The 24,365-nt window shown below is 62.2% G+C and carries 14 protein-coding genes and 3 rRNA genes; 1 reads left to right on the plus strand and 16 read right to left on the minus strand.

Translation table 11 applies throughout. From position 1 onward, the window contains the following. Positions 1-27: 27 nt before the first annotated feature. Entirely contained in the window at positions 28-708 is a 681-nt protein-coding gene (locus Pcatena_RS07640) for a transaldolase family protein (RefSeq protein ID WP_126423109.1), read from the minus strand. Between the two features lie 296 nt (positions 709-1,004). On the opposite strand from Pcatena_RS07640, the gene Pcatena_RS07645 reads away from it, so the two are divergent. After that, on the plus strand, positions 1,005-2,021 hold the full coding sequence (locus tag Pcatena_RS07645) for a LacI family DNA-binding transcriptional regulator (protein ID WP_126423112.1): 1,017 nt from the start codon (positions 1,005-1,007) through the stop codon (positions 2,019-2,021). A gap of 146 nt (positions 2,022-2,167) precedes the next feature. Here the strand turns inward: Pcatena_RS07645 and Pcatena_RS07650 are convergent, their stop codons facing one another. The 15 genes from Pcatena_RS07650 to atpG form a co-directional block, all read right to left on the minus strand. Continuing rightward, complete coding sequence (locus Pcatena_RS07650; protein ID WP_126423114.1) at positions 2,168-3,127, minus strand: transketolase family protein; 960 nt, start codon at positions 3,125-3,127, stop codon at positions 2,168-2,170. Further along, positions 3,127-3,990, minus strand: a complete 864-nt coding sequence (locus Pcatena_RS07655) for a transketolase (RefSeq protein WP_126423116.1) — start codon at positions 3,988-3,990, stop codon at positions 3,127-3,129. The genes Pcatena_RS07650 and Pcatena_RS07655 overlap by 1 nt, the downstream gene beginning before the upstream one ends. A gap of 265 nt (positions 3,991-4,255) precedes the next feature. Continuing rightward, positions 4,256-5,380, minus strand: coding sequence for a peptide chain release factor 2 (gene prfB / locus Pcatena_RS07660; protein ID WP_126423491.1), 1,125 nt, complete (start codon positions 5,378-5,380; stop codon positions 4,256-4,258). A gap of 8 nt (positions 5,381-5,388) precedes the next feature. Next, positions 5,389-8,223: a preprotein translocase subunit SecA gene (secA, locus tag Pcatena_RS07665; protein ID WP_126423118.1), complete on the minus strand. Its 2,835-nt coding sequence runs from the start codon at positions 8,221-8,223 to the stop codon at positions 5,389-5,391. Positions 8,224-8,374: 151 nt separating this feature from the next. After that, positions 8,375-10,837 (minus strand): AfsR/SARP family transcriptional regulator, encoded by a 2,463-nt coding sequence (locus tag Pcatena_RS07670; protein ID WP_126423120.1) that lies wholly within the window; start codon positions 10,835-10,837, stop codon positions 8,375-8,377. A 719-nt stretch (positions 10,838-11,556) separates the two neighbouring features. Then, positions 11,557-11,672: ribosomal RNA gene (gene rrf, locus Pcatena_RS07675) — 5S ribosomal RNA — on the minus strand. A 124-nt stretch (positions 11,673-11,796) separates the two neighbouring features. Next, positions 11,797-14,743 (minus strand): 23S ribosomal RNA (locus Pcatena_RS07680). Between the two features lie 215 nt (positions 14,744-14,958). Continuing rightward, positions 14,959-16,475, minus strand: a 16S ribosomal RNA gene (locus Pcatena_RS07685). Together the 16S, 23S and 5S rRNA genes form the textbook arrangement of a ribosomal RNA operon. Positions 16,476-16,913: 438 nt before the next feature. Beyond that, positions 16,914-18,281 carry a phosphohexomutase domain-containing protein gene (locus Pcatena_RS07690; RefSeq protein ID WP_172596418.1) on the minus strand — a complete coding sequence of 456 codons (1,368 nt, stop codon included), beginning with the start codon at positions 18,279-18,281 and terminating at the stop codon, positions 16,914-16,916. Positions 18,282-18,406: 125 nt separating this feature from the next. Further along, positions 18,407-19,294, minus strand: a complete 888-nt coding sequence (locus Pcatena_RS07695) for a UTP--glucose-1-phosphate uridylyltransferase (protein ID WP_126423124.1) — start codon at positions 19,292-19,294, stop codon at positions 18,407-18,409. Between the two features lie 185 nt (positions 19,295-19,479). Further along, on the minus strand, positions 19,480-19,899 hold the full coding sequence (locus Pcatena_RS07700; RefSeq protein WP_126423126.1) for a metal-dependent transcriptional regulator: 420 nt from the start codon (positions 19,897-19,899) through the stop codon (positions 19,480-19,482). Positions 19,900-20,154: 255 nt separating this feature from the next. Then, on the minus strand, positions 20,155-21,435 hold the full coding sequence (gene murA / locus Pcatena_RS07705) for a UDP-N-acetylglucosamine 1-carboxyvinyltransferase (RefSeq protein ID WP_126423128.1): 1,281 nt from the start codon (positions 21,433-21,435) through the stop codon (positions 20,155-20,157). A 91-nt stretch (positions 21,436-21,526) separates the two neighbouring features. Next, the gene (gene atpC, locus Pcatena_RS07710) at positions 21,527-21,955 is read right to left on the minus strand and encodes an ATP synthase F1 subunit epsilon (protein WP_126423130.1); all 429 of its coding nucleotides are present in this window, start codon (positions 21,953-21,955) and stop codon (positions 21,527-21,529) included. A gap of 11 nt (positions 21,956-21,966) precedes the next feature. Then, complete coding sequence (atpD, locus tag Pcatena_RS07715) at positions 21,967-23,448, minus strand: F0F1 ATP synthase subunit beta (protein ID WP_126423132.1); 1,482 nt, start codon at positions 23,446-23,448, stop codon at positions 21,967-21,969. Continuing rightward, a complete protein-coding gene (gene atpG / locus Pcatena_RS07720; protein ID WP_126423134.1) occupies positions 23,448-24,362 on the minus strand; it encodes an ATP synthase F1 subunit gamma in 915 nt (304 codons plus the stop codon). The genes atpD and atpG overlap by 1 nt, the downstream gene beginning before the upstream one ends. Between the last annotated feature and the right edge of the window lie 3 nt (positions 24,363-24,365).

Consider the following 24,365-nt stretch of genomic DNA (forward strand, 5'->3'; position numbering starts at 1 on the left):
GACGCCTCGATTCGTTGCCCAGGGTTCCTAGGCGTTCACGACCTTCTCCCAATCGGCGGCGAAGGACGCGAGGCCCTTGTCGGTGAGCGGGTGGTGCACGCACTTCTTGAGCGCGGCGAACGGCACCGTGGCGATGTCGGCGCCCATGAGGGCGGCCTGCGTCACGTGGTGCGGGGTGCGCACGGAGGCGGTGATGATCTCGGGGCCGCCCTCCTGCTCCCAGTAGCCGTACTCGTAGTTCTTGACGCAGGTGACGACGGTCTCGAGCTGCTCGATGCCGTCCTCACCGCAGTCCTCAAAGCGACCGACGAACGGCGAGATGTAGCGCGCGCCGGCGCTGGCCGCGAGAAGCGCCTGCGGGGCGGAGAAGATGAGCGTCATGTTCACGCGGATGCCCTCGGTGGCAAGCGTGTGGCACGCGGGCAGGGACGCCTCGCAAATCGGGAGCTTCACGACGATGTTCGGGGCGATGGCGGCGAGGCGACGGCCCTCGGCGACCATCTCCTCGGTCGTCTCGGCCGTGGACTCCGCGGAGACGGGGATGTCCTTGCAGATCTCGCAGATCTTGGCCATGTGATTCTCGAAGTCGGCCAGCTTGCCGCCCGTCTTGGCATAGAGGGACGGGTTGGTGGTGACGCCCGCAAGGATGCCCCAGGCCTCGGCCTCGCGGATCTCATCAAGGTTGGCGGTGTCGATAAAGAACTTCATTCGCTTATCCCTCCCAGTTGTAGCCGAGCATGCGATACATGCCCAAACAATTCCGCGGCCAGACAAACTCGATGTCGTAGACACGGCACCGGAGCTGTTTTGGCGCAAGATAAATGTACACGTATCGCTAATCATTTGCTAGTTAAATCGGTAAGTGGCGAGCTAGAACGCTATATAGATTTCACTTGTTATGCGATTAACCATTCGCCTATACTCTTGCTTCGACAGACGTCTGGAAAGTCAAGAACTACTCGAACTTTTCCGCGAACGACAGGTGACACACGGGAGGGGCCAGCATGGCAGGCAGGGTGACCATCGTCGACGTTGCGAAGCTCGCGGGAACCTCGACCGCGTCCGTCTCCTACTTCCTCAACGGCAAGCTCGAGAAGCTCGGCAAGCCCACGCAGGACCGCATCGCGGCCGCCATCAGGGAGACCGGGTACGTCCCCAATGCCCAGGCCCAAGCACTGTCTGGCAAGCCCACGCACGTTCTGGGCCAGATTATCCTTGACAACACGAACCTGTGGGCTGGCCAGATCCAGAGCGGCGTCGAGAGCGCGGCACGGGAGGCCGGCTACCAGATCGTCGTCTGCGGCACCAACTTTGACCGCGAGACGGAGCAGAGCTGCGTCGAAAAGCTCCTCTCCCTTGGCGTCGACGGATTCATCATCCAGCCAACGTCCAACTTCAGGGCGGTCCACGAACGCATCAAGCGCGCGGGCAGGCCAGTCGTCTTCTTTGACTGCGACACGTTCGACCTCAGCACAAGCTGGATCAAGGCGAACCTGTATGACGGCGTCTACTCCGCCATCCAGCAGTGCATAGAGATGGGCTACGAGAGGTTCATCACCGTGGCAGCTCCCCCCTCGCCCACAAACGGCCAGTTCAGGACCAGGTTCGAGCGCGCGAGCGCCGTGTCGGACGCGCTGTCCGCAAACGGGCTTGCCATGGAGCAGGTCGACATCGATCACGTGGGGCCAAGCGTCGCCGACCTTCGCGAGCGCTTCAAGTACGCCATCTCCCCGGCTCATCGGACGCTCATCTTCGTACAGAACCAATGGGCGCTCGGCCGCGTGTTCCAGGCGCTTGAGCCGTCAAGGCACCTCATTCCGGACAGAATCGGAATCCTTGGCATCAACTGTGCAGAGTGGACGGACCTCACCACGCCCTCCATCTCCACCGTCATCGAGCCCGTGCGCCAAGAGGGCAGGATGGCATGCCAGATGCTCATCGGGCTGCTGGAGAACGAGGACAACAAGCCAAGGCAGGAGATTCTCGCCTGCCACACCAGGTGGCTTGGCTCAACAAAATAGGGACCGCGAAGGGCAGGTCTCACGCCCACTCGGCCCACGACCTCTCGTCCACCACTCCTGCGATACTCGACCTCAGCCATACGCAATAGAAAAGGAGCCGCGCCACATGGACGCGACTCCTTTTTGGTGCAGCTTGTGTGCCTCGACTAGGCGAGAAGGCCCTTGACGGTCTCCTCGAGGTCGGAAGCGGTGAGCTTGAACTCCTTCTGCAGCCAGTCGGCGGTGCCAACCTGACCGAACTGCTCAACGATGCCGTGGCGCTTGAAGGGCACGGCGACGGCGTTCTCGGCGAGGACGGACGCAACGGCGTCGCCCAGGCCACCGATGACACCGTGGTTCTCGAAGGTCACGATGGCCTTCTTGCCCTTGGCCTCGGAGAGGACGAGCTCCTCGTCGAGCGGCTTGATGCAGAACATGTCGATAACCTCGGCGGAGATGCCCTGCTTCTCGAGGTTCTCGGCAGCGTCGAGAGCGTCGGAGACAAGGCGGCCGGCGGAGATGATCAGCACGTCAGAGCCCTCGCGAAGGACGTTGCCCTTGCCAAGCTCGAACTCAGAGCCCTCGGCGTAGACGTTGCGGATGGCCTTGCGGTCGCCACGGAAGTAGTTGATGCCGGGCAGGCCAGCGCAGGTCTTGACGATCCAGGCCATCTGCACGGCGTCAGCGGCGTCGAAGACGCGGGCGTGCGGAATCGTGCGCATGATGGCGACGTCCTCGAAGGAGGTGTGAGTGCCACCGTTGGCGGCGACGGAGAAACCGGGGTCGGAGCCGTACATGTTGATGGTGTTGTGAGCATAGGCGCCAGAGAGGAAAACCTGGTCGAACGCACGACGCGCGATGAACGGCGCGAAGGTGTGGACGAACGGGATGTAGCCCTCGGAGGACATGCCAGCGGCAACGCCCATCATGTTGGCCTCGGAGATGCCGCACTCGATGAAGTTGTCAGGGTTGGAGGCCTTGATCTTCAGGGAGTTGGAGGCGCCGCCAAGGTCGGCCTCGAGCATGACGACCTTGTCGTTCTCGGCAATGAGGCTCTGGAGGGTCTCCATGACCACGTTGCGCAGGTCAGCGCCGGTAGCGCTGCGATCTTCAGCGAGCTTGAACATTAGGCGACCTCCTCCTCAAGCTTCTTGACCTGCTCGTTAAGAGCGTCGACGGCATCCTGGGCGGTCTTCTTGAGCTCAGGCGTGTTGAACTTGGGAGCGTGGTTGCTCTCCATCTCCTCGAAGGCCTTGACGCCAGCGCCCTTGACGGTGTCGAGGATGATGCAGAGGGCCTCGCCCTTGTGCTGCTTGGCCTCGGTGATGGCGGCATCGACGGCCACGACGTCCTGGCCGTTGACCTTCTGGGTGTAGAAGCCGAAGGACTGCATCTTGGCGACGTAGTCGAACGGGTTCATGATGTCCTTGGTCCAACCGTCAAGCTGACGCTTGTTGTCGTCGATGAAGACGATGAGGTTGTCCATCTTGTAGTTGGCGATGTACTGGAAGGCCTCCCAGCACTGGCCCTCGTTGAGCTCGCCGTCGCCCACGATGAGGTAGGTGTAGGCATCGGAGCCCTTCTTGGCGAGGGCGGTGGCGATGCCGGCAGCCGTGGAGCAGCCCTGGCCAAGGGAGCCCGTCGTCATGTCGACGCCCGGGGTCTTGGTGCGGTCGGGGTGGCTCGGCAGGTTGGTGCCGCCGTCGTTCAGCGTGAAGAGCATGTCACGGTCGAAGAAACCGCGCTCGGCGAGGACAGAGTACCAGGCGGGGCCGGCGTGGCCCTTGGAGAGCACGAGGCGGTCGCGGTCCTCCCACTTGGGGTTCTTGGGATCGTGCTTGAGCTGCTTGCCGTACAGAACGGCCATGACCTCGACGATGGAGAGCGAGCCGCCCAGGTGGCCATAGCCACGGTGCAGCAGCATCTCGACGACGTCGCGACGAACCTTGGCCGCGAGCAGCTCGAGCTCCTTCTGCTCCTTCTCTTCCATGAGACTCCTTTGGTCTAATGGTTTACCGACAGACAAAACGTTGCCTTCCAGAGAAACGTTCGGTGAGAGTGTATCCCATGCGCATGCGAGCCGTAGCATTATTTTTAGTTTTTTCGCAACAAACCTGCAGGTGAAAGGCTTAACCCGATGTATTTAGGCGAGTTGGCCTCGCCCTTCACAATGCGTGCAAATTCCGCCCTGACGCATAGCTCGGGCGCCCGCCTTCGCGGACGCCCGTCCGGACAAACGCTCTTGTTTTGTATGGCTATTGCTCGTCTTCGACGGAGACGGGCTCTCGTCCGCCCACGACCCAGCGGTGATACGCCGTGACGAACGGGTCGAGGTCGCCGTCAGAGAGAACCGAGTCAACATTGCCCGTCTCACAGCCAGTGCGCAGATCCTTGACCATCTGATAGGGGTACAGAACGTAGCTCCTGATCTGGTTGCCAAAGCCAATGTCGTGCTTGGGCCCGCGCAGCTCGTCGAGCGCCTCGGCACGCTTCTGCAGCTCGAGCTCATAGAGCTTGGAGCGGAGGATGCTCATGCACGTGGCCTTGTTCTGGATCTGGCTGCGCTCGTTCTGGCACGTGACGACGATGCCCGTGGGCAAGTGCGTCACACGCACGGCAGAGTCAGTCGTGTTGACACCCTGGCCGCCCGGGCCGCTCGCATGGTACACGTCGACGCGGATCTCGTCGGGCGCAATCTTGACCTCGATGTCGTCCGGCAGGACTGGGAGGACCTCGACGCCCGCAAAGGTGGTCTGGCGGCGCTTCTTGGCATCCGTGGGAGAGATGCGAACGAGGCGATGAACGCCCTGCTCCGCCCGAAGCATGCCATAGGCGTTCTTGCCGCTCACCGTGAACGTCGCTCGGTCGATGCCGATGACCTCGGCGGCTGGCGCATCGTTGACCGTGACCTTCCATCCACGACGCTCGCAGTAGCGTAGATACATGTGCAGCAGCATACTGCACCAGTCCTGCGCCTCAAGGCCGCCCTGGCCTGGCGTGACGCTCACGATCGCGTCACCCTGGTCGAACTCTCCGGTGAACCAGCTCGTGAGCTCTAGCTCGGACAGGTCGTGCTCGAGAGACGACGCGGTTGCCTCGGCCTCCGCAAGGAGGTCGTCGTCGCCCATCTCGACACCGAGCTCAAAGGCGGCTTGTGCGTCGTCAAGCTTGGCGTGCGCCGCCTCGATGCCGGCGACGTCATCCTTCGCCTTGGCGAGACGCGCCATGGTCTGACGAGCGGCATTGGCGTCGTCCCAAAAACCCGGCTCGGTGCTGCGCCGCTCAAGGTCAGAGACAAGCGCCCTGCTCTCGTCCACGTGCAGATAGCCCTCGACCTCGGCGAGCCTGTCAGCGAGCTCGCCGAGGCGCTCTTGAGTCATCTCGGCCACTATCGGTTTCTCCCATGGCAGTTCTTGAACTTCTTGCCGCTTCCACAGGGACAAGGATCGTTACGGCCCACGCCCACATAGGGATCGGGGTCATCTGCCTTGCGATAGGTGTGGGGCTTTGCCTCGGAGGCCTTGGGCGAGGGCGCGTTCGCCTCGCGACGCTCCGCGTGCGCGCCCTGCGCGGGACGCGCGTTGGCACGGGCCCGAGAGAACACGGAGCCCCTGGTCCCCTCGGCGCCATCGACCTCGGCAGGGCCTGAGTAGTTGGCCCCGTCGAGCGCGGAGGGAGCCGGCGTGGCGGCGGCAACCGGAGCCGTGTTGCGGCGGATGTGGAGCATCGTGCGCAGGAAGTCCTCGTACATCGTGTCAACGAGCTGGCCAAAGGCGGCGTACGCCTCCTGCTTGTACTCGACGAGCGGATCGCGCTGGCCAAAGCCTCTCAGGCCAATGCCCGTCTTGAGATAGTCCATCTCCTGCAAGTAGGCCATCCAGCGGGTGTCGATGACACGGAGCATGACCTGCGTCGCGAGGCGGTGCGTGATGTCTTCGCCAAGATCCTCGGTGCGCTTGGCATACAGGTCGGAGACATAGGCGTCCACGGCGCTTACGACGTCGGCCGTATCGGCCTCCTTGGAGAACTCGGGCAGGTCGTCAACGCCCGCGAGCTCGTTCAGCCAGGAGCGGAGGCCGTCGAGGTCCCAGTCCTCGCTTGCCGTGCCCTCTGGGCAGTACTCACGGACTTCCCTCTCGACCGTAGCGCTCGTGACCTCGGAGATGTGCTCGATGAGATCCTTGCCATCGAGAATCTTGTTGCGCTCCTCGTAGATGACCTGACGCTGCTGGTTCATGACGTCGTCGTAGTCAAGGACGCTCTTGCGCATGGCATAGTTGATCTCCTCGACCTTGCGCTGGGCGCCTTCGATGGCCTTGCTGACCATCTTCGCCTTAAGCGGCATGTCGGGCGGCATGTCGTACTTCGCCATGAGTGCACCAATGCGATCCATGCGATCGGCGCCGAACAGGCGCATGAGGTCGTCCTCGAGCGAAAGATAGAACTGGGTCTCGCCGGGGTCTCCCTGACGGCCGGCACGGCCGCGAAGCTGGTTGTCGATTCGGCGGCTTTCGTGACGCTCGGTACCGATGACGGCAAGGCCGCCGACAGCGAGCACGCGCTCGCGCTCGGCCGAGCAGATCTCACGCGCCTTCTTGCGGGCCTCGGCAAGCTGCTCGGGAGTTGCGATGTCCGCCGGAGTGCCGGCCTCGGCCAGCATCTCGTCGGCGAGCTCATCCGGGTTGCCTCCAAGCAGGATGTCCGTGCCTCGTCCGGCCATGTTCGTGGCGATCGTGACGGCGCCCTCGCGACCCGCCTGAGCCACGATCTGCGCCTCGCGCTCGTGGAACTTGGCGTTGAGGACCTCGTGCTTGATACCACGAGTGGTCAGCATCTTCGAGAGCTTCTCGGAGCTCTCGATGGAGACGGTTCCCACGAGCACCGGTTGGCCCTTGGCATGGCGCCGCTCAACGTCATCGGCAACCGCGTTGAACTTGTACTCGATGGTGCGGTAGATTCTGTCGTCATGGTCAACGCGCACGACCGGCTTGTTGGGCGGAATCTCAGTGACCGGCAGCTTGTAAATCTCACGGAACTCAGCATCCTCGGTCATGGCGGTGCCCGTCATGCCGGAGAGCTTGTCGTAGAGGCGGAAGTAGTTCTGCAGGGTGATGGTGGCAAGCGTCTGGTTCTCCTCGCGAACGAGCACGCCCTCCTTGGCCTCCACTGCCTGGTGCAGACCCTCGGACCAGCGCCTGCCCTCCATAATGCGGCCCGTGAACTCATCGACGATCTTGACCTCGCCGTCGATGACCACGTAGTCCTTGTCGCGATGGAACATGTACTGCGCCTTCAAGGCCTGCTGAAGGTGGTTCGCAAGCTGGCCGGAGAGGTCGCTGTAGATTTCAACGCCAAGGCGCTGCTCGATCTTGCGCAGACCACGCTCCGTGGCCGCAATCGTGTGCTTGGCCTCATCCATGATGTAGTCGCCGTCAGGCTCGGGAACAGGACCGCCAAGCGGGTCGCGCTCCGGCTCCTCGCCTCGCTCGAGGCCGCGGACGGCACGCGCAAACTCCTTGTAGGTGTCCGCCGACTTCGTGCCAGCACCAGAGATGATGAGCGGCGTACGGGCCTCGTCGATGAGAATCGAGTCAACCTCGTCCACGATGGCAAACTTGTGCCCGCGCTGAACACGCATATCGGCACGCATAACCATGTTGTCACGCAGATAGTCGAAACCGAACTCAGAGTTCGTTCCATAGGTAATGTCTGCCGCGTAGGCAGGCCGCTTGTCTGCAAGCGGCATTCCGTTTTGGAGCAGGCCAACCTCGAGGCCAAGGAAGTTGTAGAGCTTGCCCATCCACTCGGAGTCTCGCCTTGCGAGGTAATCGTTAACCGTAACGATGTGCACGCCATCGCCGGCAATGCCGTTGAGATAGCCTGCGAGCGTGGAGACAAGCGTCTTGCCCTCGCCCGTCTTCATCTCGGCAATGGTGCCGCGATGCAGCGCAATGCCGCCAACAACCTGCACGTCAAAGTGGCGCATTCCGAGCACTCGATCGGATGCCTCGCGAGCGCAGGCGAAAGCCTCGGGGAGAAGGTCATCAAGCGACTCGCCGTTGGCATGCCGTTCCCTAAACCTTACGGTCTGCCCCGCAAGTTCCTCATCATCCATCTTCGCAAACGTATCGCCAAGCGATGACACCTTTGCTGCAATGGAGTTGTACTCCCTCAGCTCCTTGTCGGAGCCGATGGAGAGGATCTTTGAGAAGAGACCTGCCATGGCTTTTCCTGCTTACTCTCACGTACGGACTTGGCCTTCGCATGCGGGACATGCGCTTATATCTTTAAGCCTTTCCACTTTATCGTTACTCTCAATCGGACGCATCTCAGGCGCCGCCCAACCTCCGATGCGCACAATTTGCGCACCGTTTTTATCCTATTCTCTTTGCGCTCTGCGCAAACCATGCGGCCTGATGAGCATCGCGCAGCCTCGTCGCCGCCTCGACCCCGGCAAGCATCGCATCTCGGTATCGCCTCGCAAGCTCCTCGTGCCTATCCCTAAACCTTCCCGTCGAATCATTGGCCGGCACATAACTGCCGCCGTTATACATTCCTTCCAAAGCAACGCACAGGGCTATGACCTCGCTGCCCTCGGCCTTCCTCGAGACGACATGACGGGCGATCCGCTCGAACTCGTCTACGTCGCAGCTCACGAGCTCATCATCAAGCCAGATCTGGCCGAGCTCGCCAAGAACGAACCTGTTGTCCGACGTCGTCTGCCCTAACGTCGAACGCAGCGAGCTCAGCACCGTGTAGAGACTTTCCCTTCCACGCGCCAGGTCCGAATCAGGCCACAGCAACCCGATTGCCTCATGTCTTTGAATGAGATGCCCAGGAGCCAGCGCCAGCAGAGCCAGCAGCATCTTTGCCTGCCTACGCGTCCAGTTTCGCTCCGGTATGCGGATACCGTCCTTCCAAGCCGCCACTCCCCCGCCAAGCACGCTGATGTTCAGATGGGCGCCGGTGTCGCCGTTGGGCATTGACCGCCGTTGGTGGGAGCGCGCCGGCACCATGTGAGCCTGCGACGGCGCGGCTCCCTTCCATGAAAGGGGCAGCTTCTCCGCCATTTTCGCCCCATGGGCTCTATCGGCATCAGAGACCCGAGAGGCAATCGCCATCACGCCATTCCTGGGAGATATCCCTCTCATCTCAAGTATCATGTCATCAGGTGCCGCTTCGTCCTCAGAGCCAGTCAGGGCATGGAAGCGGTCGAGAGCTGACATATCAGGCGAGCATGTCACATTTGGATTCACGGCATCAAGAGACACTCTTTCTCCGAGACCGCGAAGCGCGCAGCGCTCGGCCATTCTTGCGAGGGCCAGGGCATCTCCTTCCTCCAATCGCTCGGAGATTCTCATGGCCTCGTTTGCCCTTACGTGTGCGTGCTGGAATTGCCCGCGAAGGGAATAGCCCAAGGAGAGCAACGAGGTTCCCCACATGACAAGCCGAGTCTTCCCCGATGTACGCCAGCGTATGAGCACGCGGTTCTCGTTCTCGATGTCTTTTCGCTCCCCAGCCACGATTTCAGATAGCTCGCACATAGCTCTGGCCTGTTCGGAAAGCGCAGTCATGCCCGCCTCGGCCAGCAGTTTGGACGCCGTTCTGAACGAGACGGAATCCCTTTGACTCACGGGGCTACCGATGATCAGCCCAAGCATTTCGAAGTCGCGGCACAACAGGGCCGAAAAGAGAGACGGACCCTCGTTTGGCTGTTCTCTGAGCTCCTGCACAAGCACAAGCTCGCGAAAAGCCTCTAGCGAAGCACCATTCATTGCAAGCAGAAGCGAACGAACGTGGTGGTACAGCTTTGAGGACAACAGATCGTTCAATTTGAGTACCTCCGGCTCAAGCTCATCGAGCGAAGAGGCAATCTCTGCGAGGCTTGCCTCTGATTCGATGCCTTGGCACAACTCAAGGAGCCGAACGTGAAGTTCGGTTTTCCTTGGAATGGCGCGCGAATTTCCCGGCGCAATGCCCCGTATTCGATTATTTGGCGAGGGAACCCCGAGTACGTCCAGCACAATTCGAGCAACGGAATCAATATCCTGAGCGCACTCGTTCGACACGGTTATGACCAAGCCGAGATGGCCGGCATCAATGAGTTCGAGAGGATGGTCCAGTACGCGGCCTGCAACCAGAGAGGAGCCAGAACAAAGCGAAGCAAGCATGCCAGCCCTTCGATATCTGCCCTGGCTCATGAGCATCATGACAATGTCCGGGAGAATCTGGCCCCCTCGAGGAACTTGGTCCATAGCTTGACTAAGAACGCGCACAATCGCAGGCTCGCTCATGCAAACACAATCGAAAGAGCCAGAATCGAGTCTGAGCCCAAGCAACGGACACCCCTGTGCGATTTCATTCGCCAAATCACTCGAAACCCTTACGCCACACGCCCTCAAATGATCAAGGTTGCCAGAACCAAATGCGCACATAGCAAAGCGAATGAGCCACTCCTCGCTTATGAGGTTCGGCCTCAAAGCGGCCATATATAGCTCAAACGCACAATCATCCCATCCACCGGGAAAAGAACCTGCACGCAAAGCCATTTCTCCGGTTCTAATCACATCAACAAGCGCCGGAATTCCGTGAGAGGCGGCCTTAATAGACTCAAAGGACAGCCCGCTCTTTTTTCCACACCACTTGCGCATTTCCGAGCCAGTTAATACAAGATCACGCGCCTCAAATACGCGACAGTGAGGGAGATAGTCAATGAGATAAGAGTAGTCGGGTGACATCAGAACGAGAACGTGAACACCAGCAAGGATTGCGCCAGCGATATGCTTTGCAGCACGAGCTGCAATCCCTTCATCGACGATGTTGAATCCATCAAGCACGAGAAGTCCAGATGGCTGCGAGCCCAGTCCCTGAGACATCTCCACGATTCTTGTGACAGACTTGCTAATGCGCCGGCAAATCGCGGACGCAGACTTAACGTTGAGCTTAACGCGAATGGCCTCAAGCCCAGCGTCCACATAAGAAGTCCCAACAAGCCGAGAAACGCAATGCGCCCCCAAACCAGGCTCGGCACACAAGACAACAAGAGAATCACGGTCGAGCGCGGATGTAATTGCCCGTTGGACTGCAGGACGCCTAACGAGACGCACTAAAGGCAGAGGCTGACCATCTTTACGCAGAGACAAGGAATCGCTCGAAACGTCAGCAGGACAAGACCGCTCAAAGGAACCAGTCTTCCGTGTGTCAAAATCGCCCTTCATAAGCGCCCTCCCTTAGTAGCGTTGGACCTGTAACGCTACGGCGAAGGAAAGCCCGAAACTATAAAAGGACGTATTTAGACGGCGAATGACTGTTGGGAAATTGTCAGATTTCTGTTAGAAGTAGTTCTAGCTGCGACTTTATGAAGAAAGACAGCCCCGGCCGACTGAACTCGATCGAATTTAGTCGGCGAGCGGCTGCCGAGCATGACGGGAAGGCATCGCGAGGAGGCGACGGGGCATAGGCCAGGCACGGCCGCATTCCATGGCCCACGCACAGCGAAAGGGGGGCCGCCCGGCGCGCGGGCGGCCCCCCTCGGCACAGGAAAATGCCCCTCGTTGGTCAGCGACGTCCTGCTCTCCCACGGACTCACTCCGCAGTACCATCGGCGCTGGGGGGCTTAACTTCCGGGTTCGGAATGGGACCGGGTGTACCTCCCCCGCCATGGTCGCTGACCAACGAGGGGCATTCTGCTGTCAGGGGCCGGCCCGGCCGGGCCCTCAGGGCCGCACAGCGCGCAACGGGAAAAGGCGTGACCGCGCCCGACGACGGGTGACGCACCGCCACCTGGGAAGTCGAGTGATGGAAGAGCTCGGGCTATTAGTGACGCTCGGCTGAGCGCGTCGCCGCGCTTGCACCTGCGCCCTATCGACCTCGTGGTCTACGAGGGCCCTTACCGAAGGGAAGACTCATCTCGGGACTGGCTTCCCGCTTAGATGCCTTCAGCGGTTATCCAGACCGGACTCTGCTACCGGGCGGTGCCGTTGGTCGACAACCCGTGCACAGGAGGTCCGTCCACCCCGGTCCTCTCGTACTAGGGGCAGCCTCCCTCAATCTTCCTGCGCCCACGGAGGATAGGGACCGAACTGTCTCACGACGTTCTGAACCCAGCTCGCGTACCGCTTTGAATGGCGAACAGCCATACCCTTGGGACCTGCTCCAGCCCCAGGATGCGATGAGCCGACATCGAGGTGCCAAACCTTCCCGTCGATGTGGACTCTTGGGGAAGATCAGCCTGTTATCCCCGGAGTACCTTTTATCCGTTGAGCGACGGCCATTCCACTCTGGGCCGCCGGATCACTAGAGCCTGGTTTCCCACCTGCTCGGCTTGTTGGCCTCGCAGTCAAGCCTGCTTACGCTCTTGCACTCTTGAGGACGGTTGCCGACCGTCCCGAGCAGACCTTGCGCGCGCCTCCGTTACTCTTTGGGAGGCGACCGCCCCAGTCAAACTACCCACCAGGCACGGTCCCCCACCCCGGTCAGGGCGTGGGGTTAGGATGCCAGAGCGTCGGGGGTGGTATTCCAAGGGTGGCTCCCCGGGGGCTGGCGCCCTCGGTTCGTTGCCTCCCACCTATCCTCTACGCGACGGTCCGGCAGCCAATGCCTAGCTGCAGTAAAGGTTCACGGGGTCTTTCCGTCCTTCCGCGGGTAAGTCGCATCTTCACGACTAGTGCAATTTCGCCGGGGCCATGGTCGAGACAGCGTCCAAATCGTTGCGCCTTTCGTGCAGGTCGGAACTTACCCGACAAGGAATTTCGCTACCTTAGGACCGTTATAGTTACGGCCGCCGTTTACCGGGGCTTGGGTTCGCGGCTTCACCCGGAGGTTGACCGCTCCCCGTGACCTTCCGGCACCGGGCAGGCGTCAGACCCTATGCGTCGCCTTACGGCTTGAGCAGAGTCCTGTGTTTTTGATAAACAGTCGTTTGGACCTCTTCGCTGTGGCCGGCCCGCGCTCGGGGGGCAAGCCCCTCCACGCCACGCCGGCACCCCTTCTCCCGAAGTTACGGGGCAGTTTTGCCGAGTTCCTTAACCATGGTTCTCCCGATCGCCTTGGTATGTTCTACCCACCCACCTGTGTCGGTTTGCGGTACGGGCCCCTAGCGGATCCCTAGGTGCTTTTCTTGGGAGCATGGGCTCACCGGCTTCGCTCGCTCGCTTCGTCCGGCGCCTCAGGCCACGTGATGCCCGCGTTTCACAAGGCATCGCCCTACGCGCCATCGCGGGGACGTCCAGAACCCCGTCCGGCTACCCTCCTCCGTCACACCTTCGGTCAGACTCCGCGTCGGGGGTGCGGGAATGTCGACCCGCTGTGCATCGGCTACGCCTTCCGGCCTCGCCTTAGCTCCCGACTGACCCCGGGGGGATTAGCCTCGCCCGGGAAACCTTGGGTTTACGGCGGCGGCGTTTCCCACGCCGCTCTCGCTACTCATGCCAGCATTCTCACTTCCGGCCGCTCCACCGAGGGTCGTCCCTCGGCTTCGCCGCAGGCCGGAAAGCTCCCCTACCGGTCGCGCCCACAAGGGCGCCACCCCGCCGCTTCGGTGCCGTGCTTAGCCCCGTATATTGTCGGCGCATGTCCACTCGACCAGTGAGCTGTTACGCACTCTTTAAATGAATGGCTGCTTCTAAGCCAACATCCTGGTTGTCTGAGCAAACGCACATCCTTTGCCACTCAGCACGGACTTCGGGACCTTAGCGGGCGGTCTGGGCTGTTTCCCTCTCGAACACACAGCTTAGCCCACATGTTCTGACTGCCGGGATCCGGACCTGTGGCATTCGGAGTTTGGTCGGCTTTGGTAGGCGGTGAGGCCCCCGCGGCCGTCCAGTGCTCTACCTCCACAGGTGAGCTCCCGACGCTAGCCCTAAAGCTATTTCGGGGAGAACGAGATATCTCCGGGTTTGATTGGCCTTTCACCCCTACCCACGGGTCATCCCCTCAGTTTTCAACCTAAGTGGGTTCGGCCCTCCACGGGGTCTTACCCCCGCTTCAGCCTGCCCATGGGTAGCTCACCCGGCTTCGCGTCTGCGGCGCGCGACTGAACGCCCTGTTCAGACTCGCTCTCGCTGCGGCTCGGTATCTCGCCTTAACCTCGCCGCGCACCGCAACTCGCTGGCTCATTCTACAAAAGGCACGCCGTCACACCCCTAGGGGGTGCTCCGACTGCTTGCGGGCGCACGGTTTCAGGTACTGTTTCACTCCCCTCCCGGGGTGCTTTTCACCTTTCCCTCACGGTACTGGTACGCTATCGGTCACTGGAGAGTGCTTAGGCTTGGAGGGTGGTCCCCCCTGCTTCCCACCGGGTTTCACGTGTCCGGCGGTACTCGGGTGCCAGGCGGCGGGGACCGCGGATCCGCGTACGGGGCTCTAACCCTGTACCGCCGGCCTTCCCATGCCGTTCCGCTTCCTCGGTCCTTTGTAACCGCGCAGTGCCTGGTCCCACGACCCCGGCGGGGCTTGCGCTCCCGCCGGTTTGGCCTCTTCCCCGTTCGCTCGCCGCTACTGGGGGAGTCTCGTTTGATTTCTCTTCCTCCGGGTACTTAGATGTTTCAGTTCCCCGGGTTGCCCCCCGCCGGGCTATGAGTTCGCCTGGCGGGTGACGAGCCATGAAGCTCGCCGGGTTTTCCCATTCGGAGACCCGCGGGTCGACGGGCTTGTGCCCCTCACCGCGGATTATCGCAGCTTGACGCGTCCTTCTTCGGCTTCCAGTGCCAAGGCATCCACCGTGCGCCCCTACCATCTTCCTACTCGACAAGATGGCGGGTCACGTCACATATCCATCGTACAGATGCGATCATGCTAGAAAATCTCGTTGCTACGCTATGCGGCTCTCAGGGTGCGGTCGGGGGCGAGCCCTCGGGACCGGACGCCGCGGCCTGCGGTCGCGCCAGTGGTAGCAGTTGGAGTGGACGGGCCGCCCCGTAGCAGGTGATGTTCCTTCTGGTGAGACGATTCTCCCTAGAAAGGAGGTGATCCAGCCGCACGTTCCCGTACGGCTACCTTGTTACGACTTCACCCCCCTTACCCTCCACACCTTCGGCGCCTCCCCCCCCTCGGTTGGGCCGGCGACTTCGGGTGCAGACGACTCGGGTGGTGTGACGGGCGGTGTGTACAAGGCCCGGGAACGCATTCACCGCGGCGTGCTGATCCGCGATTACTAGCAACTCCGACTTCGCGGGGGCGGGTTGCAGCCCCCGGTCCGAACTGGGGCCGGCTTTAAGGGATTCGCTCGCCCTCGCGGGTTCGCAGCCCGTTGTGCCGGCCATTGTAGCACGTGTGCAGCCCTGGACATAAGGGGCATGATGACTTGACGTCGTCCCCACCCTCCTCCGGCTTGACGCCGGCGGTCCCGCGCGGGTGCCCAGCATGACCTGCTGGCAACACGCGGCGGGGGTTGCGCTCGTTGCGGGACTTAACCCAACATCTCACGACACGAGCTGACGACAGCCATGCACCACCTGTTCAGGCTCCTCTCGGCCACGGCGTCTCCGCCGCTTCACCTGAATGTCAAGCCCAGGTAAGGTTCTTCGCGTTGCTTCGAATTAAGCCACATGCTCCGCTGCTTGTGCGGGCCCCCGTCAATTCCTTTGAGTTTTAGCCTTGCGGCCGTACTCCCCAGGCGGGACGCTTAGTGCGTTGGCTGCGGCACGGGGGGATCGTCCCCCCACACCTAGCGTCCATCGTTTACGGCTGGGACTACCAGGGTATCTAATCCTGTTCGCTCCCCCAGCTTTCGCGCCTCAGCGTCAGTCGTGGCCCAGAGGGCCGCCTTCGCCACCGGTGTTCTACCCGATATCTGCGCATTCCACCGCTACACCGGGTATTCCACCCTCCCCTGCCAGACTCAAGCCCGGAGGTTCCGGGAGCGGGCGGGGGTTGAGCCCCCGGATTTGACTCCCGGCCTGCCAGGCCGCCTACGCGCGCTTTACGCCCAATGAATCCGGATAACGCTCGCCCCATACGTATTACCGCGGCTGCTGGCACGTATTTAGCCGGGGCTTCTTCTGCAGGTACCGTCACCTCGCGGCCTCTTCCCTGCTGAAAGCGGTTTACGACCCTAGGGCCTTCGTCCCGCACGCGGCGTCGCTGCGTCAGGGTTCCCCCCATTGCGCAAGATTCCCCACTGCTGCCTCCCGTAGGAGTCTGGGCCGTGTCTCAGTCCCAATCTGGCCGGTCGGTCTCTCAACCCGGCTACCCATAATCGCCTTGGTGGGCCGTTGCCCCGCCAACTAGCTAACAGGCCGCGGGCCCATCCCCCGCCGCTAACGCTCTCCCGGCACCGCCATGCGGAGGTGCCGGAGTACCCGGTATTAATCACGCTTTCGCGAGGCTATCCCGGTGCGGGGGGCAGGTTGCCCACGTGTTACTCAGCCGTTCGCCACTCTATGCACGCACCGAAGTGCGTCTTAACCGTTCGACTTGCATGTGTTAGGCGCGCCGCCAGCGTTCATCCTGAGCCAGGATCGAACTCTCCGTTCAAGTATGGGGGCGTGAAGCCCCCACGCGTTTGAAAGCGGGTCCGACCCGTCGCTCCGATCGCTGCTATCGCTTCTCGGACTCATCCATCATTTAGGGAAAGGAATCGACGAGGCGCTTGTCGCGCACTCGCCAACCATCCTAGATAATAGTGCTGTCTGTAACTGGCGCGACCTCGTCGGTCGCGGTATCCGGTTCTCAGGGTTCGTCCCGCGCTCGGGCCGCCGGCATCTGCCGCCGCGCCGTCGCGCGAGGAGTTAATATACGCTCCCGCCCCGCCGCCCGCAAGGGGCGCGGGGCGCCTCCACGGCTTGCACACAACTCGGGGGGCGGGGGCACAAGCGGAGGGGCGCCGGGGCGATGCCCCCGGCGCCCCTCCCTGGGTGGGACCAGACGAACCCGTCCCCTTTGGCGCCCCTCGACACATATATGTGTGCGCGCTTACTCGTCGCCCCTCGACAACGGCGAACGAGCAAGCTCGGCTGCGGCGGCCAGCAGCTCATCCCTCATGGCCCTCGTCGGCGCCTCGGCGGCGAGCAGGGCCGTCGGCCCCGCTGGGGAAGGGGCCACCAAAACCCAGGCTCCCTCCGGAAGCGCGAGCCTCAGACAATGAGATGGATGCGACACGCCCTCAACCTTCAGCCCCGCGATTGATGGCGGGTTGATTCCCGGAAGCGCAACCCTCAGCATCTGAGCCTCGCCGGCCCCAAGCGAGAGCTCACGACGCCCATACTCCATATGACCCAGTGTCTCGTCCAACTCAGAGGCCATAGCCGAGAGGGGCCTCCCGTCCCTGGCAATTGCGTCCATCAGCATGACGGCGGCGCCCAGGGCGTCCCTATCCAGACCAATCTCCGGAATTCCTATCCCACCAACAGCATCCCCGGCACACAAAGTGTCACCGATCGCCATCTCCTCTCGCATCCAGGCATAGCCCACGGGCGTGACGGTCAGCGAAAGGCCAAGCCTCTCGGCCTGGCGACGAACGATGGAGCTCACGAAGATGGGCGCGATCATTCGACCGCTACGATTCCTGCAGTTCACGAGATAGTCCATAAGCAAGGCAAGCGTCTTGTGGGGGCTCACGTAGTTGCCCCGCTCATCAACGAGCGCAATCCGCTCTCCTGCTCCGTCGATCGCAATGCCGTAGGCTGCACCGTTGTCGACTACGGCCTGCTCGCAGTCATCAATCCACGGTTCGGCGGCCTCGGGGTGAACGCCCGCAAAGTCCTCTGCCCCGTCTCCGTGGATCTCTATGACACGAGCCCCGAGCGCCGAGAACGCCCTACACGCATAAGACGTCTGCGCTCCATACATCGGATCGCATACAACGATGGGGGCAGACTCCGCAATCCGGTTGCCCTCGACGAGAGAGAAAACGCGCTCTAGGTAGGGGGTCATGAGGTCGACAGCTTTCGCCTCTCCCCTACCTACGGGAAGCTCGGGAACGATGTAGGACTCAATGAGATTTGTGTCCTCAGTCGTTGCGGCAGAGCCATCCGCGGAGCAAATGCGTATGCCGAAATAATCGGCCGGCTTGTTGCCAGCCGTGAGCATGACTCCGGCAACAGCCTCGCGATCGGCGCGAACCTCCTCCGTGAGCACGCAAGCTGGACAGTGTGCATCGCTCACACGAGCAGCTATTCCGTAGGAGGCAATGACCTCACCCATCTCGCGGGCGATGGCCAAGGAGAGCGGACGCGTGTCGTAGCCAATGACGATTGTCGACTCGGGAAATCTCTCCCTCGTAAGCCTGCCAAGGGCATCGGCAATCCGAAGCGCATCCTCATGGGGATCGCCCTCGTCCATGCGCACGCACCAGGCATCCCCAAGGAAGTTAATGACGCTCATGAAAGCATCCTCCGTGTATGGGCATGAAAACGCCCCGTCAGCACCAGGTGCCGCGGGGCGTCCGTCAATCGAGAACAGAAAGTCTAGCGAACGAGCTTGGCGGCATCGCCCAGGGCCTCGATGAAGGCCTCTCGCGTGCTCGAATCCTCGAGCGCGGCACGGGCGCAGACTCCAGCCCAGGCAGCGGGCGTTCCCGTATCGCGGCCCTCGTCGACGTCGACGACCAGGGCGTACATCTCCTCGGTGTCGAGAAGACGAACCATGGCGTCCGTCAGCTGAATCTCGTTGCCCGCGCCCGGCTCCTGCGTGGCAAGGAGATCCATGATGCGAGGCGAGAGCAGGTAACGGCCCACGATGAACAGGTGGCTCGGGGCATCCTCCGGCTGGGGCTTCTCGACGAGGCCGCTGATGCGCCACACGGCGCCCGGCTCCTCGGCGGCATCTCCGGAAATGCACTCGCCGGCGATGATTCCATAGCGAGAAACCTGGTCCTCGGGCACGGCGGCCACGGCAATCACGGAGGCGCCGTTGTGCTCGTCAGAGACCGCCTTCATGCGGCGGCACATGTCGTGACCGGGCACGAAGTAGTCACCGAGGAGAATGAGGAAGGGCTCACCGTCCATCTCGGGCTCGGCCTGGAGAACGGCATGGCCCAGACCCAAGGCCTCGTCCTGGTAGACGAAGGAGACGGGAAGCTCGGCGGCGTGCTTCACGGAAGACGCGAGAGCATCCTTGCCGCGAGACTCGAGCGTCTGCTCCAGGGCGTTGTCCTTGGCAAAGTGCTGCTCGATCGCGGGTTTCTCGTGAGAGTTGACGATAACGACGCCGTTGACGCCATCGACCGCGAGAGCCTCCTCGACGACCTGCTGAATAACGGGCAGGCCCTGAACGGGGAGAAGCTCCTTGGGGACGGCCTTGGTCGCAGGAAGGAAACGCGTGCCGAGACCAGCGGCGGGAATGACTGCCTTCACGATGGCTCCATTCGTACGTGAGTCCTCGCCGTGCCACAGGCGAGGACTTGAATATCCGACGGTAATCAACCTTGCAAATAGTACCCGCACGTGAGAAAAGTGGCGCATCCTACATAGAAACAGCGCCAGACGGGCTCAAAATGCCCATCCGGCGCTGCGAAATCCAGTCTATGAACGAACGCGAGCTACTCCTGCTCCATCGCGACGCCCTGCCGCTTGAGATAGTCGTACAGGCGCCTCGACGTGTCCTGGGACAAGGCGTGCTCCATGAGGCATGCCTCCTCGTCCGCGACCTCCTCGTCAACGCCAAGCTCGACAGTCAAAAAAGAGCGCAGCATGCGATGGCGGCCCCAGACCTCGGCGGCGTACGTCTTGCCCTCCTCGGTGAGCTCCACGCGACCGTATCTGGTCTGGTCGACGAAGCCGCCGTCCTTGAGCGCGGAGAGCGCCTTGTTGACGCTCGCCTTTGTGACGTTAAGGCGCTCCGACACGTCGACCGAGCGCACCGAGTCCTCGCCCGGGTGCTCGAGCATGACGCAATAGATCGCCTCGAGATAGTCCTCGCCCGCACTCGTGAGCGCATGTCCCTCGTTTTTAGCCTTCATGTACCGGACCTCCGATGCTCGGGCATAGCCCGGGTTGAAAGTTTACTAGAGCTTACACTATGTCCTAGCGCGTAAAGGCCGCGAAGACGCAGACGAGGGCAATCGCAACTGCGAGAACGACCGAGACGGCAACGATAAGACGCGACCGCGCTTTGCGTCTGAGCATGCGTTCGTGATATGTCGACCCGGAGCTCGTTCGGTCGTAATCGAAGAACCCAGTCGTCGACGGATCGCGATGGCCCCTGAGGAACATGGCTAGTCCTCGTCAGCAGCGTCGGGAACGGTATCTCTCCACACGTGAGCGCCAAGGGCGCAGAGCTTGTCAACGAAGTGCTCGTAGCCGCGCTCGATGTGATGGATTGCCGAGACGGTCGTCTCGCCCTCGGCAACGAGGCCAGAGAGCACGAGCGCCGCACCACCGCGCAGGTCAGGGGACTCAACCTGCGCGCCGGAAAGGCCCTTTACGCCGTGAACGATTGCGTGGTGTCCCTCAATGCGAATGTTGGCGCCCATGCGGGCAATCTCGCTCGCGAACATGAAGCGGTTCTCGAAGATGTTCTCGGTGATCACGCACTGGCCATCCGCCAGGGCAAGCATGGCCATGGTCTGCGCCTGCATGTCGGTGGGAAAGCCGGGGAAGGGGAGCGTCTGGATGTCAACGGCCTTGAGGCGGCCGCCCGCGGATGCGGTGACGCCATCCTCTTCGCGCTCGATCTTGACGCCCATCGCCTCGTACTTCTTGAGGACGAGGCCAAGGTGCTCGGGCTTGAACCCCGTAACGCGGATGGGGCCGCCAGTCATCGCGGCGGCAGCGATGAACGTACCCGCCTCGATGCGGTCACCAACGACAGCATGGGTGACTGGATGAAGCTCAGAGACGCCCTCGATCTCGATGACGGGCGTGCCGGCACCGGTAATCTTCGCGCCCATCTCGTTGAGCATGTTCGCGAGGTCGACAATCTCTGGTTCGCGCGCGGCATTGTCAATCGTCGTCGTGCCCTTGGCGTGGACGGAGGCCATGATGAGGTTCTCGGTGGCGCCGACGCTTGCGAACTCAAGCGTCACGTTGGCACCGATGACGCCGTTGGGCGCGCTCGCGTGAATGTTACCGTGAGCCGTCTCGAACTGAACGCCGAGGGCCTCGAGGCCAAGGATGTGCATGTCGATCTTGCGGGCACCCAGGTTGCAACCGCCCGGCATTGCCACGATGGCCTTGCCAAAGCGCGCAAGGAGCGGACCGAGGACCGCGGTGGAGGCACGCATCTTGACGACGAGGTCATAGGGCGCCTCCCACTTGCTCACATTCGTGGTGTCAATGATGAGCGTGTGCTCGTCCACGACGTCGATGGTTGCCCCAAGACGCTTGAGCACCTTGCCCATCACGTGCACGTCAGAGATGTTGGGCACGTTCGTGAGCGTGTTGACGCCAGGAGCCATGATCGTGGCTGCCATGAGCTTGAGGGCGGAGTTCTTGGCTCCCTCTACGCGGACCTCGCCGGAGACGGGATGCCCACCCTCGACCTTGATGACGTCCATGTTCCTCCAACTTTTGTATGCATATGCCAAGATGGGCGCCCGTCGCCGGACGCCCATCAGGTCTATCCAAAACTCAATTGTAGACGAGCATCTACTCAGATGCCGTCTGCGCACCGGCCTTCTCAAGAAGCAGATCGCACCAGGCCATCTTGTTCTCGTAGTAGGCGCGCTGGTGATCGCCCTCCGGGAGGGCATCGCGCTTGGCCTGAGCCTTGTCATGCGTGCGGCGCACCGTCTCGGCATCGATGTCGTCCGCAGCGCGGGCATGGTCGGCGATGATGACAACGACGTCGTTGCAAATCTCGGCATAGCCACCGGACACCACGACGTCGCGCTCGTCGCCACCATCCTCGTCAAGACGCTTGATACGCACGACACCATCACCCAGGGCGCAGATCTCTGACGCATGACCCGGAAGGACGCCAAGCTCGCCCGAATAGGTGACAAGCGTCATCGAGGCACACTTGCCCTCGAACAGCTGCTTGTCAGGCCTCACGAACTTGCAGGTTAGATACCCCATCCGTGCCTTCCCTACTCGGCCTTGGCCTCATCGGCGGCCATCTTGGCAGCGCGCTGGCGCACGTCGTCGATGGTGCCGGCAAAGCGGAACGCCTGCTCGGGGATGTCGTCGCACTCGCCGTCGATGATCGCGGCAAACGAGCGGACAGTGTCCTCGATGCGCACGTAGCAGCCGGGATTGCCCGTGAACTTCTCCGCCACGTGGAACGACTGGGACAGGAACTGCTGGACCTTACGGGCACGGTCGACGACAAGGCGCTGCTCCTCAGAGAGCTCGTCCATGCCGAGAATCGCGATGATGTCCTGGAGGTCCGTGTACTCCTGCAGCAGCTCCTGGACGGCCGTGGCGACGCGGTAGTGCTCCTCGCCGACGACGCTCGGGTCGAGGGCGTCAGACGAGCTGGCCAGAGGATCGACTGCCGGGTAGATGCCCAGCGAGGCGATGTTACGCGACAGAACCGTCGTGGCGTCGAGGTGCGTGAACGTCGTGGCCGGCGCGGGGTCGGTCAGGTCGTCAGCGGGGACATAGACGGCCTGGACGGAGGTGATGGAGCCCTCGCGGGTCGAGGTGATGCGCTCCTGCAGATCGCCCATCTCGGTGGCCAGCGTAGGCTGGTAGCCGACGGCGGACGGCATGCGGCCGAGAAGTGCGGAGACCTCGGAACCGGCCTGGGAGAAGCGGAAGATGTTGTCGATGAACAGAAGCACGTCCTGACCCTGGTCACGGAAGTACTCGGCCGTGGTCAGGCCGGCAAGGCCCACGCGCAGACGCGCTCCGGGCGGCTCGTTCATCTGACCGTAGACCAGGCAGGTCTTGTTAATGACGCCAGACTCGCTCATCTCGAGGAACAGGTCGGTGCCCTCACGAGTGCGCTCGCCAACGCCGGTGAACACTGAAGTGCCACCGTGCTCCTGGGCGAGGTTGTTGATGAGCTCCTGAATCAGGACCGTCTTGCCAACGCCGGCGCCGCCGAACAGGCCGGTCTTGCCGCCGCGGACGTAGGGCTCGAGAAGGTCGATGGCCTTGATGCCGGTCTCGAAGATCTCGGTCTGGGTCGTGATGTCCTGGAACTGGGGCGCAGGACGGTGAATCGGGTAGTACTGGATGTTCTCGGGGAGCGGCTTGCCGTCAACGGGCTTGCCCGCGACGTTCCAGACGCGGCCGAGCGTAGCCTCGCCGACCGGCATCATCATGGGGGCGCCGGTATCGTGGACTCGAAGGCCGCGCTGGAGACCATCCGTGGACTCCATCGCGACGCAGCGCACGACGTTGCCGGGAAGCTCGCTCTCGACCTCGAGCGTGACGTTGATCGCGCCAATGGGCGTCTCGCCCTTGACGACCAGCGCATTGTAGATCGCGGGAACGCCCTCGTCGAACTTGACGTCGACGATGGAACCCACGATGCGGATGACGGTGCCGTCGCCGGCGCCGCGCCTCATGTAGTCGAGGGCGGCCTCCTCAAGCACCGTGCGCTTTTCAGTGGTTTCTGCCATCAGTTGTCCTCCAATGCGGACGCGCCGCCGATGATCTCGTTCAGCTCCGTGGTGATGGAGCCCTGCCTCACGCGGTTGTACGTGCGGCTCAGGTTGGTGATGACGTCCTCGGCATTCTCGGTCGCTGAGTGCATGGCGCGACGGCGTGCGCCATGCTCGGCCGCCGCAGAGTCAAGCATCGCATGGAAGATGACGGTGCGGACGTATGCCGGGATGAGGTAGCCAAGCACCTCGGAGGCCGACGGCTCGAACTCGAACGGGCTGTTGAGATCGTGCTCGAGGGTCGACATGGCCTCCGGGTTGCGCGGCTCGTTGGGCATCTTGAACGCGTCCGGGTTAATCGGAAGCAGCTGCTCGTTCACGAGCGTCTGCTCGACACGGTTCTTGGCGTGCCAGTAGACGAGCTCAACGCGGTCGATGGAGCCCTTGGCGTAGGAGTCCATCACGTAGGTGGCAATCTGGTCTGCCTGGTCCATCGTGGGCTCCGAAGAGGTTCCGGTGAACGAGATGACAGGCTCGACGCCACGGTACGTGAAGTAGTCCGTGGGCTTGCGACCACTCGTGATGAGCAGGCTCGCAACGCCCTTGGCCTTGAGCGCGTCCATCTTGCGCTGGACGTCTCGCTGGGGCTGCACATTGAAGCCGCCAGCCAGGCCGCGGTCGGAAGCGACGACGATGAAGAGAACGTTCTTCTCCTCAGCGTGCTTCGCGAGCAGCGGCTGGCGCTCGTCGAGGCTTGCGCCCACGACTGCGCCCATCATGCGGCTGATGGCGTCCTTGTACGGCTCGGCCTCCTCGGCACGCTCGAGCGCCTTGCGGATCTTCGCCGTGGAGACCATCTCCATGGTGCGCGTGATCTGCGAGGTCGCCTTGACCGAGGAGATACGCCTCTGTATTTCGCGGAGATTCGACATAAG

Source organism: Parolsenella catena (assembly GCF_003966955.1).
GTDB classification, from domain to species: Bacteria; Actinomycetota; Coriobacteriia; order Coriobacteriales; family Atopobiaceae; genus Parolsenella; species Parolsenella catena.

Excerpts from the sequence above, each read along its gene's own strand:
- Pcatena_RS07655 (WP_126423116.1), bottom strand. The coding sequence starts at position 3,990 with ATGGAAGAGAAGGAGCAGAAGGAGCTCGAGCTGCTCGCGGCCAAGGTT.
- murA (WP_126423128.1), bottom strand. The coding sequence starts at position 21,435 with ATGGACGTCATCAAGGTCGAGGGTGGGCATCCCGTCTCCGGCGAGGTC.
- prfB (WP_126423491.1), bottom strand. The coding sequence starts at position 5,380 with ATGACTCAAGAGCGCCTCGGCGAGCTCGCTGACAGGCTCGCCGAGGTC.
- Pcatena_RS07690 (WP_172596418.1), bottom strand. The coding sequence starts at position 18,281 with ATGGACGAGGGCGATCCCCATGAGGATGCGCTTCGGATTGCCGATGCC.
- Pcatena_RS07645 (WP_126423112.1), top strand. The coding sequence starts at position 1,005 with ATGGCAGGCAGGGTGACCATCGTCGACGTTGCGAAGCTCGCGGGAACC.
- secA (WP_126423118.1), bottom strand. The coding sequence starts at position 8,223 with ATGGCAGGTCTCTTCTCAAAGATCCTCTCCATCGGCTCCGACAAGGAG.
- atpC (WP_126423130.1), bottom strand. The coding sequence starts at position 21,955 with ATGGGGTATCTAACCTGCAAGTTCGTGAGGCCTGACAAGCAGCTGTTC.
- Pcatena_RS07650 (WP_126423114.1), bottom strand. The coding sequence starts at position 3,127 with ATGTTCAAGCTCGCTGAAGATCGCAGCGCTACCGGCGCTGACCTGCGC.
- atpG (WP_126423134.1), bottom strand. The coding sequence starts at position 24,362 with ATGTCGAATCTCCGCGAAATACAGAGGCGTATCTCCTCGGTCAAGGCG.
- Pcatena_RS07700 (WP_126423126.1), bottom strand. The coding sequence starts at position 19,899 with ATGAAGGCTAAAAACGAGGGACATGCGCTCACGAGTGCGGGCGAGGAC.
- atpD (WP_126423132.1), bottom strand. The coding sequence starts at position 23,448 with ATGGCAGAAACCACTGAAAAGCGCACGGTGCTTGAGGAGGCCGCCCTC.
- Pcatena_RS07640 (WP_126423109.1), bottom strand. The coding sequence starts at position 708 with ATGAAGTTCTTTATCGACACCGCCAACCTTGATGAGATCCGCGAGGCC.